Origin of the sequence: Acidipropionibacterium thoenii DSM 20276, from assembly GCF_000423445.1 — a bacterium.
In the GTDB taxonomy this organism is placed as follows: Bacteria; Actinomycetota; Actinomycetes; order Propionibacteriales; family Propionibacteriaceae; genus Acidipropionibacterium; species Acidipropionibacterium thoenii.
In genome coordinates this window covers 182,473-196,963 of record NZ_AUHZ01000005.1, presented here as the reverse complement: position 1 = coordinate 196,963, position 14,491 = coordinate 182,473, and the positions used below count along the sequence as shown (strand labels likewise).

The following is a 14,491-nucleotide window of genomic DNA, read 5'->3' as shown; positions in this document are numbered from 1 at the left end:
TGCTCGTGCCACAGGCATCATCACGTCCCCTCCTTGATGGCCACCGCCGCGGCGGAGAGCCGGACCGAACCGGCGTCCAGGAAGATCGGCGCACTCCCGGTCACCTGGGCGCGTACCAGACCGTCTGCCTCGCTGAGGCGGACGGTGATGGCCCGCACCCCTGAGGGAGCCGCGACCTGTCGGGCGGCGTCCAGGGCGTCGCCGGGCCGGGATCCGGCGAGCGCCTCGGCCCGCACCGCGGCTCGGGCCGCCTCGGTGACCGCGGACCGTGCCTGCATCACGACCGCCGCCTGGATGATGCCGAGGATCGCGATCATCACCACCGGCCAGACCAGCGCCCACTGCACGGACTCGGAGATCCCGCGCTCGTCGCAGCGAGGTGCGAGAGTTCCCGGCCGGCGTCCAGCCGACAGGGCCCGACGAACCGGGAGAGCAGGCCCTGACCGGTCGCAGGATCCAACTGCCTCACCCGATGCGGGGGGCGGCTCCGGACGGGTCAGCCGGGAAGGTTCCCCCGGACGTAGGTGGTGACGGCCGTGATGACGATGGTCGCCACCGCCACTGCCCCGACCAGCAGGATGGCGTTCTCGGTGGACTGACTGAGCCCCCGCTCGTCGGCGCGACGTGGAGCCGGCCACAGTCCGGCCAGAAGCGGTGCCAGGATCGCCCACACTCGGGCGGTCTGATGCGGGGTGGTACGGGCCTGGGCGAGGCGGCCTGGGCTGGGAGGTGAGGGGGTCATGATGAACTCCTGAGGTAGGTGGTGTGACGTCTTGATTACTGGCAGTGACCACAGCAGTCGCTGTGTCGTCGGGGATGCCGGGGCCCATTGCGAGACCGGGATCCATCACGGTGCAGGGGTCAGTAGAGGGCTGGGGCGAGCTGCGGTGGCCCGCGGGGCCGGGCTTGTTGTGGACCCTGGGGTCCGCTGTCCAGGTCATGGTCATGGCGAGACCCCCGACAGGCTCAGCAGGGGTGGAGTGAGAAGAATCAGACCGAGCACCAGGACCGGAACGACCATCCACACTGTCATCGACTCGGAGATGCGGTGGGCAGCCAGCTTCTCCTGGCTGAGGTGGGCGTTGCGCATCTCGGCGGCGCGGGCACGCAGGGTGGAGACCAGCGAGGCACCCTGCTCGTCGAGGGTGAGGACCTCGACGAGTTCCCCCAGTCCGGGCAGGTCGAGCTCCCTGGAGAGCCCTTCGAGCCCCGACCACGGTGTCTGCTGCTCCAGGCGGGCACGTTCCAAAGTGGCGCGGATCCGCAGCATCACTGGATGATCACTGATCTGGGAGGCCTCCAGCACAGCCCGGGAGGCCGATTGATTGGCCAGCCGCGACAAGGTGACGAGGTCGACGAAGGTGAGCACCGCCTCGGCGGCGTCCTGACTGACCTCCCGCTGCTCGGACCGCAACCTGATGTCGGGTAGAAACCAGCCGGCGGCTCCCAGCGCCAGGCTGACCAGCACCGGCGTCACCGGGAGTGCCATCCCGAACAACTGGCCTGACAGCTGGGCGATCACTGGCACCATCAACCCACCGACAGCCCACACGGTCTTCTCGACCAGCAGATCGCCGACCGAGCGCCCCTGCAGTGACAGCACCCGTCGGGTGCGTTCGGAGACGGCGCCGATCCGGCGGGTCGCCAGCCAGGCCCCGAACCGGTCCAACCGGCCGGCTCCAGGCGGCAGCTCGGCCAACGGGTTGGGAACAGCGCGCCGTCCGGAAAGTTGCGCCAGACCGTCGGACAGCCGCACCGGGGCCGGCCGGCGCCCCGCCCAGATCAGCAACGGGGAGCAGACCATCGCTGCGCCGGCGATCACCGCGAGTGTCAGGGAGGGTGCTACCACCATCACGAGATCAGGCATCCTCGACCCCCAGACGGGGTCGCGCGAGCCGGCCGGCCGACTCCAACTGGCCAGCAGCTGCCCGTTCCGATCCACCCAGGGCACCTCCTCCGCCCCGCACACCAGGATCAGTGGAGCCGGATGTCCTCACCAGGATCCGCTCCCGGCGGCGCGGCCTCGATCTCTTGGCGAGTACGGCCAGGGCCGCGGTGTAGATGAGGGCGTAGACGCACAGCAGCACCTGGCCCACCAGGGTCGAGTAGGGGGCGAAGAAGTCGCGTCCGAACATCAGCGCCGCAGCCAGCACCAACCCGATCACTGCACTCACCTGGCGGACGACGATCCGCGGCTTGGCTCTCTCGGTGGCGATCTCGCGCATCGCACGGGTGCGCTCCTGGAGGGATTCGGCCAGCGCCGACAGGGTGGTACCGGCTCCGGTCCCGCCGCGCTCGGCGGCGATCACGACTGCGGCGATCACCTGGTCCGCGTCGGCGCTGTCCAGGTCGTCGGCCATCCCTTGGAGTGCCAGCCGAGGTGGCCAGCGGGAGTCCAGCCTGGTGACCAGGGCGGCGAGCGGTTCGGCGAGCACCTCGGGGGCCTGCGCCCGGGTGGCCCTGATGGCGTCGACCACCGACTTCCCGGTGGAGGCCGATCCGCAGACCAGCCGTACCCAGCGCTCCAGCCCTCGCAGCTGGTCCAGTTCAGTCTCGGGCGGGTCGGCCAGCAGCATCGGCAGGCCGATCACCAGAGCCGGGACCAGCACCAGACAGATCGGCCAGCCGGTGAACAGGTAGCTGCTGACACCGGCGGCCAGTCCGGCTGTCCACCGGATCCGGGCGGCCCGAGAGGCCGTCCGCCACTTCTTGTCCACATTTCTCCACAGGCTTGTGGATTGCCCTGTGGACAACTTTCTGGGCCGTGGGATCGTGCCGATCACGGCCATCGCCAGACCACCGGTGATCATCGCCGCCAGCACTGCGGCTCCGAACGCGTTCATGACCAGGCTCCGATCTCGGGCTCCACAGCGACCAGCTCGGCCAGCAACGCCGGGTCCGGATGGAAGACGGTTGCAGAGGCTCCGTCGGAGCCCGCCAGATTGCCCCCTGAACCGGGAAGACCGCCTGCTGAGTAGGTGAGATGGGTGATCGGCCGGCCTCCCTCCACCGCCCCGGTGAGCTGGCGGATCTCCGAGATGAAGCGGCGTCGGACCCCGCCCCGCCAGGTGTCATCGACCAGGACCACGTGCACCAGCAGGGTGATGTTGTGGGCGATCTGTCGGTAGGCCTCCTCCATCGTGAGCACTCCGCCCTGAGCGACCCGGGCCGCCAGCCGGTCCATCGTGGACGCTGCCGAGTGGGAGTGGGTTGTGGACAACGTGCCGGCGCCGGTCTGCATCGCCTCGAACATCGCCCCGGCCTCCCCGCCGCGCACCTCGCCGATCACCAGCCGGGCGAGATTCTGGCGCAGCGCCTCGGGAACCAGATCGGCGACCGTGTACTGGCCCACGACCCGCCCATCGACCCTCTCGCCCAGCCCCACGCTGGACTGCAGAGCGATCATGTTGCGCTGCGAGTCATGCAGGTGGGTGAGCAGCTCGTAGTCGGTCTCCAGGGTGCCGAATCGCTCGGTGTGCGGGATCGCATCGACCAGGGCGCGCAGCAAGGTGGTCTTACCTGCGCCTTGATCCCCGGAGATGACGATCGAGCGGCGGGCACGCACCGCTGCGCGCAGCAGCACGGCGATCTCCCGGGGCATCATCCCGGTGGCCGACAGCTCCTCCAGAGTGATCTCGGTCAGGGTGTGATGACGGATGACGATCGAGGGCCGATGCGCCAGGCCGTAGCCGATGGCGTGCAGCCGGTAGCGGTCGCCCAGGGCCACCGTGGGAAATTCTCAAAACCCAGCTCTCCAGTTCTCGAAACCTCGAAGAGCACCGATTCAGCCCCTCCAAGGCATGCTCGCGAGGCATTCGACGGCTCATTCGAGCGCTTCGCGGGGAACTCCAGACGCGGGGACCCCCTTGGGGCACCCCACTAACCACAACGACAGCACGACGGCCAGACCACCTCTCAAGGAAGCGGTCTGGCCGTCGTGCTCTTCAGTTACTCGTTGGGTTTACCCACCACCGGGTTCCACCCGGTCACGCTGCCATGGGCGGTGCGTTCTCATCGACAGTCCACTCATAGTCGTCGTCCTCGGGCTTGTAAGTAGCAGTCGGGATGACGAGCTTCGGGGGCTTGGGCTTCTTGGGCTCTTGCTCGGCCCGCAGGAAGGCTTCGACGGCGCGGACGTTCTCGGAGGCAATCATGAAGGCCAACAGGACCGATTGTGCTGCCAGGCCGCGCATCGGACGGCGAGCGCGGTCGGCGATGGAACCACCCTCGGGGTCCTTCATCCAGCCGTTGCGGGCCTCGTTCATGGTGCGGGGGTAGGAATAGGCCCGCTTCCACTCGTCGGATTGCCACACCAGAGCCTGGGCGTACTTGGCCTCAGCTTCGACGGGGATGGTGATGCCGGAGGCATTGGTGCAGACCCTGCCGGGGTGGCTGGGCAGATTGCTCTTCTGGATCGGGGTTCGGGCGCCTTTGATGGTGCGGGGCGGCTCCTTCTTCAGCGGGCAGGAGACAGTGGCCCCTGGGCCTGACGCCGGGCACTTGAAGGCCTGCGAGCCGTTCTCACGTGGCGCCTCGCGAGGCTTGAGGAGGAAGCGCTGGCGGTAGTCGATCAGCTGGCGCCAGCGGGCCTCGGCGCGCGCAAACTCGGCGCGGGCCTCGTCCTCCGCCTTCGTGGTCTTCTCCAGTCGCAGCTCAGCAAGGCTGTTGTCTGCCTTCGGCGCATCCAAGCCATCAGCACCGACGCGCGGTTTCTGGAGCTGACGCTCGGCCTTCTGGCGGGCAGTCATGGCCTGGGTGAGCTTCCCCTGGGCTTCATGGAGGTCGGCAGTGGCGTTCTTGTGGAGCTTGGGCATCGCTGGGCAGTACCAGTTGCCGTCCACGAGTTCGGCTCCGCCGAAGTGACCCATCACGCCGTGAGTGTCACGGCGCAGGTCACCCACGATCTTGTAGCCCGCCTGGCGCAAGGGGATGTTCCAGTCCTCGGCTTGGGCATGTGGATAGTAGTCGCGGTCACCCACGACGTAGCCTCGCGGCAGGTCACTGTTCAGCACGTTGCGGAGGGCTCGCATGGCGCTCTGGCGGGGCTGTCGGGCAGGCTTGTCCAGGCCCATGCCGAGCACCAAGTGCGGGAACTGGGGATCAGCGCCGGGCTTGGCCATGAAAGCCAATTGGGCGTCCAGCGCCCACTTCGTGTCCGCGTGGCCGTCATGGCGGTCGAGATGATCGTGGCTGCGGTTATGCCACCCACCGTAGGGCTCTGAGGACACCTTGCGCTCGCTCTGACGACCCTCAGTCCACCGCTCGGCGAGCGGCTTCCACTTCGAACCTGCGGGCACATTCTTCCGGTTCGCCTTGGCGCGTGCCATGCGCTGCTCTTGGATGAGCGCGTCACGGTTGTCCGGGCCGAAGCCTCCGTTGCCACGCTTCACCAGCGGAATGTGTGTGCCGTCGACGGCAATGGTCCCATCCCAGTTCTTCATCAGGCGGTCGGGAAGTGCCTCAACAGTCGCCCAGATCAGGGCGTTGCTGAACTCGTCCAGGCGGGCGAGGCGGCGGTCTTCCAACTCCGTGTCGCGGGCGGCCAAGACCTCGGCGTACTCGCGGTAGGTCATGCGGTGGTGACGCTGCATGTCCGGGTGGGGATCGAGCACAGCCAGCACTCGGCGCACCGCGCGATACACGCGCAAATAGACGCTGTGCCGGTTCTGCTGCCAGCGGTGGTCGGTGCGGTCGATGCCGAGACGCTTCAGGGCCTTGTTGGTGAGCCGGTGCCTCACCAACTCCTCGATGCGGACAGCGGTCAGTTTCTGCCCCTCCAGGGCGACGATGGCCAGCAGCACCAGGGCCTGTTCATCGGTGAACTGCGAGGGTCGTCCTCCCTTGCGAGGGTCGAAGCCATCCTCGGCCCTCCACCGCTCCAGTCGCTCCACCAGGCCTGCTCCTCGGACCAGGATGGCAGCGTTGTCCACCTGCGGGGCGTGGACTGGCACGTGGCGCCGGTCCCCCGAGTGGACTCCGGGCACGTCGAACAGGTGGGCGAGGGTCTTGCCCTCCCCACTGTTCGACGTGCCGTTGGTGGTCATGCTGGTTCCGTTCCGATGAAGTGCTGGATGGTGCGGGGGTGGCTCAGCCCTGGAGGCGAAGCTGGCGTGCTTCCTGACGGGCCTTCTGGCCCGCGCGGGAAGTGCGCTTCTGGGCACGCAGCTCGTCACGCAGCAGCGCGCGGTACTCGGAGGTCTCGAACTCCCGGTAGTGGTAGAGCCACTTGTCGAAGCTGCGGAGGTTCACCATCCCGGCTGCCTGGGCGATGATCTGGGGCGGAATCCCCGCCTTGATGTGCTCCACGATCCAGGTGGCGCGCATCCGGCGCGTCTGGGGCTCGACCGAGCCGGAGCGGTTGCTGCTCTGCACGAAGGCAGTGATCACAGAGGGTTTGGCGTTCATACGTCCAGGAGCGAAGGCGTAGGACTCGGGGTCGACCGGCTGCACGTTGGCGACCAGCTCCCGCAGGGTGTCCTCCCACTCTGCGAGGACGGGCACGGTGCGCTCGTAGGCGCCGCGCACATGCAGCAGGACGCCCTCTGCATCCGCCTCGATGTCGCTGACTCGCAGGGCAGCCACCTCGTTGGTGTAGAGCCCCGCCCCCACGGTGAGGGACAGCAGGACTTCCGCCTTGTGCCGCCGCATGGCAGTGGACTGGCCTCGGGCCCAGCCGACGACCTCGGCCAACTCTGCTGCCGAGTAGGGCTGAGGGTTCCAAGCCGACGAGTAGGACGTCTCGTTCGGGACCACGGGGAACTCGGAGTTGATCTCCTTCGCGATGGACTTCAACCGAGCCCGGTACATCTTCTTGACCTTGACGGTGTACTGCCCGCACTGCTGGTCGATCCACTCGCTGATGACGTCGAGGGTGAAGATGGCCGTGCGGTCCAGGTCATAGCCCGCTGTGCGGTGCGCCCAGGCGACCATCATCGCGACGATGGTGATGCGGCGACGGGCTTCATCGCCGGACGGCGGGAGGGAGTCAAGGACCGCCTCCTGGACGAACTCCCGCACGGCCAACCAGTCGTGCAGGTCGACGTAGCGAGGGACGTAGTTCCTCACGACGTGGGTGACATCCTCGGGAGTCACGGGCGTGATCTTGTCTTGGTTCATGCCAGCAGAGAACCAAGCGGGATGGTTTGCAGGCGAAGGTACCGGTGGCCTCCCCACGTAGTAGCCGGGCGTCAGCAACTCCCGCTGCTTGTCAGCGGCAGGTCCGTGGGTGCGACTGATCGGGAAGGAGATGAGGTTGGGTGTGCTTCGGGGAGCCGTCTTGGGGGCTCGCCGGAACTGGGCGCGCAGGTCAGCATCCATGGCGCTCCACCTCCTGGGCGGCATCGTTGTTCTGCATGAGGGCGCACGAGTCCAGCCAGCCGACCTGAGCCAGGTCAGCGGTGATGATGGTGGGGAACTCCGTGCGCGCCGTTCGGCGCGTGGTCACGGTCGGGAAGGTCCTCTCAGGGAGTCGGTAGCCCGAAAGAGGCCGTAGCCCAGCGACTCGACTTCGCCTCGCCGTTTCAAGCGACCCAGCGCAGCATCGACCTGGGGACCCGTGATGTCGACGCCCCCGACTTCGCCCTGGATGACCGCCACCTGCTGCTGGACCGCTGCCTTGATGGCGTAGGAGCGCATAGCTCCCTTGTCTCGCAGAGCGTTGCGCACCAGGGCAGCCAAGCTGGGCACTCCAGCGGCTCGCACACGCGCCGCCATACCCGGGTGAGCCTGAGGGGCGACAGCGCGAGGGGCGCCCATGAGTCGGCGCATCTCGGGCCAGTCCAGGTTGGTGTGGACCGGATGACCAGCTCGCTGTTCCGCGACGATGCGCTGGTCCAGCGTGCGCAGGTCAGCACGGATGTGTGCTTCCAGCTGCTCCAGGGGCTCAGGCATGGGCTTCCTCTTTCGGACTGTCCCCCGCTCGCCGGGAGACACCCAACTCTCACCTCCCAACCCGTCCGAACCGTGCCCCGGCCCAGAATCCTGGGCTTTGTGTAGCACCTTCACCGCAAAGGGCAAGGCATCAGCCAGGCACCGCTCCAGCGCCGGGCCGAAAACCGGATGCAGACTCGCCCGATCCAGTTCGTCCAGACCCACCCATCGCTGACCCACCAGGGTCATCCGCAGGGTTTCACGGCCCATCCCCAACTCCTGGGCCCAGCGAGTCAGTGCTTCTCGGCGTTCGCCGCCACTGGCTTCCCCAGCGGCGAGAGTCCGCTGCTCGGGGTCATCCATCACCGAGAGGAGCGCCTCTGTGAATGCCACAGCGAGAGCGTCGGCGACGGTCTGCGGTTTCAGTAGTCCGCTGCGCACAGCCTGTTCCCATTCGCCCGGGCCGGTCCATCCCCGTACGTCACGCGGGCCCCTCACGGCGCGCGCCCGTAGGTGGGGCGGCACGAGCAATGCACGTCAGCAGCCCTGCTGCTCGGGTTCCCACACTGGAGCAAAGAGTTCGTCCAAGGTGGCGCCCCAGACCCGCGCCAAGATCAGCCACGTCCGCAGGTCACCGGAGTACGTACCCGCCGCGATGTTCAACAGTGTCCTCCGCGAGAGGCCCGACAGGTCCGCCAGCTCGTCATACGTCAGGCCAGAGCGCTCCCGCCAGACATTGAAGACCAGCCTCAACTGACTCAGGTCAGGGGCCGGGGGCGAAGTAAACACCCTTGTTATTGAACGTTTCGGCCTCTACTCAGCGCAGTGCAGGCACTTGCACTATCTGGTGCAGGGTGCTTCACTAAAAATCGTTGCTAGCCCACAGGGACCGTCACGATGCCGGTCAATTCCGCAGGTAGGGAGTCAGCATGGTCGACGTACGAAGCGCGGCTGGATGGATCGGTGCCGGAGGCGTGGCCTGGGCCGCTGGTCAAGCCGTCGAGGGGCGAGCTTTCATGCAGGCCGCCGCGAAGATGAATGCCCAGATCGGTGACGACATCGACTACCTAGCCCGTCACGGCAGGCTGCCAGACACGCCGCCAGCCCTACCCCTCCACGGGGGCCTAGTCGCCTCCAAGCCCCGCATCATGGCCAAATGCTTCGCGGGCGGCGCAGGCATCGCCTTCCTGAGCGCCGCGCTCCTCAGCTTTCCCGTCCTCGCCTCTCATCACCCCACCAGCGGCAGTCCCATCGCACAGGCTATCTTCGGCGCTCTGGTCACAGGTTTCGGTTCTGCCATCCTCCTGGGCTGGCTCATCGGAGCCGTGCTTTGGATCGTCTTCGGCACCAAGGAGAACGCACGGCGCTCCGCCAACGTGGTGCTCCAGCACTTCCAGGACTACTGGCGCGTGCGCGAGCAAGCGCGGCTAGCCCTGACCCAGGGGACTGACTTCGACCTCGTGGGCGCCAGACTCAGGAGCTATCACATCGCAGACGAACCCGACGACGTTCTCTTCGGATCGGGGTTGACATGAGCACTCGCAAGATCACTGGCCGCAGGCGCCCCATCCTCACCCCCGAGGCGCATGCCGCCCTGATGGCACTCGACGCTCAGATCGCCGCCGAGGATGCAGAGGACTGCCGCCGCGAACGACGACGCATCAAGGCCGGGCTCCCCGAACCACCGCGCGAGAGCATCAAGACGTTCCCCGGCTGGGCCAACGTCGGAGCCAGTGACCGCCAGAGTCTCTAATCCCCGAAACCAGCAGGATCACTCGCGAGCCACGGGACGAGTCGGCCTCTCCCAACGCACGAGACGCTAATCGCCCATGATCCGAGAGAGTGTCGGTCCACGCCTCTATCCTTGCCGGGACGGTGTTTCACACTGTCTTGAAAGCTCGAAGGGGACATGAATGTCACGACTGACAGACCTACTGCGTCAAGCACGCGCGACCGACCCGCAGCTGAGCAAAGACCTCGAAGCAGAGTTTGCTGCCCTGATGAAGCGCCGCACGTTCGGTCTCGTCTTCGAGAAGCATCAGCCCGAGGCCGTAGACCTGGCCGGGCGCCCCATCCGCGTCGGCGACAAGGTGCGCGTCCTCCCCCCGAGAGGAGAGCTGACCAAGGGCGACCAGCGACTCTGGAAGGTGAAGCGGATCGAGCGCGTAGATGGTGCGCGCGTTGCCCACCTCGAAGAGATCGACACTGACACCCCACAGCACCACGTCGTGCTCCTTGAGGACCTCGTGGTGGTGGCCGAGTTCCGAGACCGCATCTTCCCTGGCCTCGTGGAAACAGGCCGCGTCGAGCGCAGTGGGGACAAGCCCTTCCACACGGTCATCAACGCCGAGAATTACCATGCGCTGGAGATGCTGACCTACACACACCGGCACTCCATTGATGCCATCTACATCGACCCTCCGTACAACACCGGAGCCAAGGACTGGAAGTACAACAACGACTACGTGGCGAGTGACGACGACTACCGGCACTCCAAGTGGCTGGCGTTCATGGAGCGACGGCTGGAGATCGCGAAGGAGTTGCTCAACCCAGACGACAGTGTGCTCATTGTCACGATTGATGAGAAGGAGTACCTGAGGCTAGGCCTACTGCTGGAGCAGACGTTTCCCGAGGGTCATATTCAGATGGTCACCTGTGTCATCAACCCCAGTGGAGCTTCCGGAACCGGTTTCTCTCGGGTAGACGAGTACATTTTCTTTGTCCGACTGGGCAATCGGGAGCCCGTGAAATGGTCGGACGATCTACTGAACGTACTAGGCAACAGGGACGGGCGTGTCAAGAATGGACTCAGTTGGGAGTCCTTTCTCCGAAGCGGCGTGGGAAACACCCGCGAGGCGCGGCCTAACCTCTGTTACCCGATCCTAGTCAATCCCACGACGCTGAGCATTGAAGGGGTCGGCCAGCCCCTCGTGGGCGCCGCCGAGGACCGCCCCAAGGAAATCGATGGCTTCCCGGCTGCATGGCCAGTGAGAAGTGACGGGTCGTTGGGAATGTGGCGACGGGACGCCGCAGGGCTGCGCTCCTTGGTGGACAAGGGGTACGTGTACGTCTCGGGAGAGGATGCTGCGCGTGGGACATGGAGCTTGAAGTACCTGCTCTCCGGCACAATCGCTCAGATTGAGGACGGATCGCTTTCGGTCACTCGGCCCCATCCTTCTGCGCCTGTCCAGGCGAGTGACGAGTGGCGCACGCTACGTGTCGGCAAGACCGTCTGGAACCGCTCACAGCACAACGCTGGAAAGCATGGATCAGACCTGGTGCGAGCACTGCTCCCGAAGCGTCGCTTCCCTTTTCCCAAGGCGCTATATGCGGTGGAGGATGCTCTGCGCTTCTTCGTGGCTGACAAGCCCGATGCCACTGTCCTCGACTTCTTCTCGGGCTCAGGCACGACCGCGCACGCGGTGATGCGCCTGAACAAGCAGGACGGCGGGCATCGCCAGTGCATCTCGGTGACAAACAACGAGGTCGGCGCGGACGAGCAGAAGGCCCTTCGCAAGCAAGGCTTACGCCCTGGCGACCCGGAGTGGGAGCAGTGGGGCATCTGCGACTACATCACCAAACCCCGTGTCACTGCTGCGATCACGGGCAAGACACCCGAAGGTGACCCGATCAAGGGTGACTACAAGTTCACCGACGAGTTCCCTATGGCCGAGGGATTCGAGGAGAACGCCGCGTTCTTCACCCTCACCTACGAGGCACCCCGCGACGTACGCCACAACAAGGCGTTCGAGCGCATGGCTCCGATGCTGTGGCTAAGGGCGGGCTCGCGGGGGCGAATCATCACCGACTTGGGCACCGACGGCTGGGACGTCGCCGAGGCGTACGGCGTCCTGGAGCACATCGACCGCCTGCCGGAGTTCGTCGCGCGCGTGGAGGACGTCGAAACCGTCGAGACCGTCTTCATCGTCACGGACTCCGACGCAGCCTTCCAGGCAGCCTGCCGCGACCTCCCATCGCGTGCCACCGCCGTTCGGCTCTACGAGAGCTACCTGCACAACTTCACCATCAACCGGAGGGCCGGGGCATGAGGTACACCCTGAAGGACTACCAGGACACCGCTGTTCGGCAGATTCTCAATCAGCTGAGGCGAGCGCGGGGCAATTACCACAGCTACGACTCGCTGTCCGAGTTCGCGCTGGCCGCCACGACGGGCGCTGGCAAGACGGTGATGGCTGCTGCCGTGATCGAGGCGCTGTTCTTCGGTTCTGACGAGTTCGATACTGAGGCCGACCCGGGCGCCACGGTGCTGTGGTTCTCCGACGATCCGAGCCTGAACGCGCAGTCGCGCATCCGGATTCAGGCGGCAGCGAGTGAATTGGACTCCCGCTTACAGATCATCGAGAGCAACTTCTCCCAGACCACGTTGGCGCCGGGGATGGTGTACTTCCTGAACGCCCAGAAGCTCCGCGACGGCGGCAACCTCGTCCGAGGTGCAACCCCCACTGACCCGGACATGCCCGCGCTGTTCGAGCGCACCGATCTGGGGCAGCAGACGATCTATGAGGTGATCCGCAACACGGTCGCGGAGGAGGGGCGCACCCTCTACTTCGTGCTCGATGAAGCGCACCGTGGCATGAAGACCGCCCGAGACCGTACGAGCATCGTGCAGAAGCTGATCAACGGCACCAACGGTGCGCCTCCCATGCCCATCGTGTTCGGCATCTCGGCGACTGTCGAGCGCTTCACCAAGGCGATGGAGCAGATTCCCAACCGGGATGCGCTGCCGTGCGTGGAGGTAGACGCCACCTTGGTGCAGCAGTCGGGCCTCCTCAAGGACGACATCGTGCTGACCATCCCCACCGAAACGGGTGCGGTCGACACCACTCTCCTCCGCAAGGCCATCTCCAAGGTCAAAGAGTCCACCGATGCGTGGTCCGCGTACGCGGACCAGCAGGAGGAGAGCGACCGCGTGGTGCCGCTTCTCGTGGTGCAGGTCGAAGACAAGCCGACCGAAGCTGAACTGGCACGCATCCTGGACGTCATCTACGAGGAATGGCCCGAACTGGACTACGACGCCATCGCCCACGTCTTCGGCACGCACACTGATCTGCTGGTGGGTCAGCAGCCAGTCCCATACATCGAGCCCCAGCGAGTGCAGGACGCCACGCATGTGCGTGTTTTGCTGGCGATGGAAGCCGTCTCTACCGGCTGGGACTGCCCGAGAGCCGAAGTGCTGGTGTCGTTCCGCACCCGCAACGATCCGACCTACATCCACCAGCTGCTGGGCCGCATGCTCCGCACGCCGCTGGCCCGGCGTATCCCCGGCAACGAGGTGCTGAACTCCGTTGACTGTGTGTTGCCGAATTTCGACCGGAAGACCGCCACTGCCATCGCGCAGATGCTGATGAAGGGCAAGACGGCTCTCGACCCTGATGACACCAGCACGGACCCGGATGAGAAGTCTCGCCGCGTGCTGTTCGACCCCGTGCAGCTCGTCCCCAATCCTGAGGTGCCAGAGGGCGTGTGGAGTGTCCTGGAGTCCATCCCGTCGCTCACGGTGCCGAAGACACACGTAAAGCCCATCAAGCGTCTCGACGCCCTCGCTGTAGCCCTGTCGAAGGATGGGCTGATCGAGAACGCTGTGGCGCAGGCGGAAGCGCACCTGTGCGCTGTGCTGGACGGACGGGCGGTGCAGTACAAGGCCCAGGTGGACCAGGCCCGGCAGGACGTGTTGACGGTCTCCGCTGAAGAAGCCCGGGGTCGGCTGGGCAAGGAAGGGTTCCGCTATTCGCCCTTCACCATTGATGCTGATGACCGCGCCATTGAGGACGCCTACCAAGGGGCCGGGCGGCTGCTGTCCAAGGCGCTGGCGGGAGCCTATGTGGCTCATCTGGTGTCCCAGGATGAGGACGGTGACCTTCGCGAGGCGGAGATCGTCACGGCCTCCCTCGGGCGTGTGCCCAGCATCATCACCGACGTCGAACACGAAGCTGATGCTCTCGTGCGGCGGTGGCTCAACGACACCCGCGTGGCACGCAAAGCCCTGCCCGATGACCGCCAGGCCGATTACGACCGCATCGAAGGCATGTCTACCCAGCCCGAACGGATCGCTCTCACCGCTCCCAAGGTGGCCCAGGCAGACCGCCAGGTCCGCGAGCCAGATGGTGCGGAGCGGGAGCTTCCGACCTATCGCCTTCACCTGATGGCAGCTGAGGACGGCACAATCCCGGTTGACCTGAACGGTTGGGAGCAGCAGGTACTGGCGTCCGAAGCGAACCAGTCAGGGTTCGTGGGCTGGTATCGGAACCCGTCTCGGGCCACGAAAGAGTCCCTCGCCATCGCCTACAAGGATGGCACTGGCGAGTGGAAGGCGCTGCGCCCGGACTTCATCTTCTTCGCAACGCAGCATGACGGGACGGTTGTCGCTGATCTGGTGGACCCTCACGGACATCATCTTTCGGATGCTCTTCCGAAGCTGCGCGGCCTAGCGGACTTTGCTGAGCAGTACGGATCGGAGTTCCGGCGAATTGAGTCGGTCGCCGAAACGGGTGGCAAGCTTCGCGTGCTCGACCTGACCAAGGCGAACGTGCGCAACGCTGTGCGGGATGCCACGGACGCGAAGGCCTTGTACGAGGCCGACCTGGCCAGCGACTACTGAGAC

The 14,491-nt window shown here is 65.9% G+C and carries 12 protein-coding genes and 2 pseudogenes; 4 read left to right on the top strand and 10 right to left on the bottom strand.

Going from position 1 to position 14,491, the window contains the following annotated elements; genetic code table 11:
* Window positions 1-20: 20 nt before the first annotated feature.
* From G554_RS0100865 to G554_RS18605, 10 genes and pseudogenes are all read right to left on the bottom strand, one after another.
* Window positions 21-347 carry a TadE/TadG family type IV pilus assembly protein gene (locus G554_RS0100865; RefSeq protein ID WP_245569902.1) on the bottom strand — a complete coding sequence of 109 codons (327 nt, stop codon included), beginning with the start codon at window positions 345-347 and terminating at the stop codon, window positions 21-23.
* 149 nt (window positions 348-496) lie between these two features.
* Window positions 497-742 (bottom strand): hypothetical protein, encoded by a 246-nt coding sequence (locus G554_RS17905; RefSeq protein ID WP_036923876.1) that lies wholly within the window; start codon window positions 740-742, stop codon window positions 497-499.
* A 201-nt stretch (window positions 743-943) separates the two neighbouring features.
* Window positions 944-1,849 carry a hypothetical protein gene (locus tag G554_RS0100855; protein ID WP_027586427.1) on the bottom strand — a complete coding sequence of 302 codons (906 nt, stop codon included), beginning with the start codon at window positions 1,847-1,849 and terminating at the stop codon, window positions 944-946.
* 118 nt (window positions 1,850-1,967) lie between these two features.
* Window positions 1,968-2,849 (bottom strand): annotated as a pseudogene (locus tag G554_RS13860) (type II secretion system F family protein); the annotation flags it as partial.
* Window positions 2,840-3,730: pseudogene (locus tag G554_RS13855) on the bottom strand (ATPase, T2SS/T4P/T4SS family); the annotation flags it as partial. The pseudogenes G554_RS13860 and G554_RS13855, both read right to left, overlap by 10 nt.
* A gap of 256 nt (window positions 3,731-3,986) precedes the next feature.
* A complete protein-coding gene (locus G554_RS0100840) occupies window positions 3,987-6,044 on the bottom strand; it encodes a hypothetical protein (protein ID WP_027586426.1) in 2,058 nt (685 codons plus the stop codon).
* Between the two features lie 43 nt (window positions 6,045-6,087).
* Window positions 6,088-7,116: a site-specific integrase gene (locus G554_RS0100835; RefSeq protein ID WP_036923873.1), complete on the bottom strand. Its 1,029-nt coding sequence runs from the start codon at window positions 7,114-7,116 to the stop codon at window positions 6,088-6,090.
* A 190-nt stretch (window positions 7,117-7,306) separates the two neighbouring features.
* On the bottom strand, window positions 7,307-7,444 hold the full coding sequence (locus tag G554_RS17460; RefSeq protein ID WP_154654114.1) for a hypothetical protein: 138 nt from the start codon (window positions 7,442-7,444) through the stop codon (window positions 7,307-7,309).
* Window positions 7,441-7,890, bottom strand: a complete 450-nt coding sequence (locus tag G554_RS17455; RefSeq protein WP_154654113.1) for a hypothetical protein — start codon at window positions 7,888-7,890, stop codon at window positions 7,441-7,443. The genes G554_RS17460 and G554_RS17455 overlap by 4 nt, the downstream gene beginning before the upstream one ends.
* A gap of 516 nt (window positions 7,891-8,406) precedes the next feature.
* Entirely contained in the window at window positions 8,407-8,658 is a 252-nt protein-coding gene (locus G554_RS18605) for a helix-turn-helix transcriptional regulator (RefSeq protein ID WP_036923871.1), read from the bottom strand.
* 140 nt (window positions 8,659-8,798) lie between these two features.
* On the opposite strand from G554_RS18605, the gene G554_RS0100815 reads away from it, so the two are divergent.
* The 4 genes from G554_RS0100815 (at window position 8,799) to G554_RS0100800 (ending at window position 14,488) form a co-directional block, all read left to right on the top strand.
* Entirely contained in the window at window positions 8,799-9,404 is a 606-nt protein-coding gene (locus tag G554_RS0100815) for a hypothetical protein (RefSeq protein WP_154654112.1), read from the top strand.
* Window positions 9,401-9,622 carry a hypothetical protein gene (locus G554_RS0100810; RefSeq protein ID WP_027586421.1) on the top strand — a complete coding sequence of 74 codons (222 nt, stop codon included), beginning with the start codon at window positions 9,401-9,403 and terminating at the stop codon, window positions 9,620-9,622. The genes G554_RS0100815 and G554_RS0100810 overlap by 4 nt, the downstream gene beginning before the upstream one ends.
* A 160-nt stretch (window positions 9,623-9,782) precedes the next feature.
* Window positions 9,783-11,918 (top strand): site-specific DNA-methyltransferase, encoded by a 2,136-nt coding sequence (locus G554_RS18195; RefSeq protein ID WP_027586420.1) that lies wholly within the window; start codon window positions 9,783-9,785, stop codon window positions 11,916-11,918.
* The gene (locus G554_RS0100800) at window positions 11,915-14,488 is read left to right on the top strand and encodes a DEAD/DEAH box helicase (protein WP_027586419.1); all 2,574 of its coding nucleotides are present in this window, start codon (window positions 11,915-11,917) and stop codon (window positions 14,486-14,488) included. Before G554_RS18195 ends, G554_RS0100800 begins: the two co-directional genes overlap by 4 nt.
* The last annotated feature ends 3 nt before the right edge of the window (window positions 14,489-14,491 follow it).

Excerpts from the sequence above, each read along its gene's own strand:
- G554_RS0100840 (WP_027586426.1), bottom strand. The coding sequence starts at position 6,044 with ATGACCACCAACGGCACGTCGAACAGTGGGGAGGGCAAGACCCTCGCC.
- G554_RS0100815 (WP_154654112.1), top strand. The coding sequence starts at position 8,799 with ATGGTCGACGTACGAAGCGCGGCTGGATGGATCGGTGCCGGAGGCGTG.
- G554_RS0100800 (WP_027586419.1), top strand. The coding sequence starts at position 11,915 with ATGAGGTACACCCTGAAGGACTACCAGGACACCGCTGTTCGGCAGATT.
- G554_RS17905 (WP_036923876.1), bottom strand. The coding sequence starts at position 742 with ATGACCCCCTCACCTCCCAGCCCAGGCCGCCTCGCCCAGGCCCGTACC.
- G554_RS17455 (WP_154654113.1), bottom strand. The coding sequence starts at position 7,890 with ATGCCTGAGCCCCTGGAGCAGCTGGAAGCACACATCCGTGCTGACCTG.
- G554_RS0100835 (WP_036923873.1), bottom strand. The coding sequence starts at position 7,116 with ATGAACCAAGACAAGATCACGCCCGTGACTCCCGAGGATGTCACCCAC.
- G554_RS18195 (WP_027586420.1), top strand. The coding sequence starts at position 9,783 with ATGTCACGACTGACAGACCTACTGCGTCAAGCACGCGCGACCGACCCG.
- G554_RS0100810 (WP_027586421.1), top strand. The coding sequence starts at position 9,401 with ATGAGCACTCGCAAGATCACTGGCCGCAGGCGCCCCATCCTCACCCCC.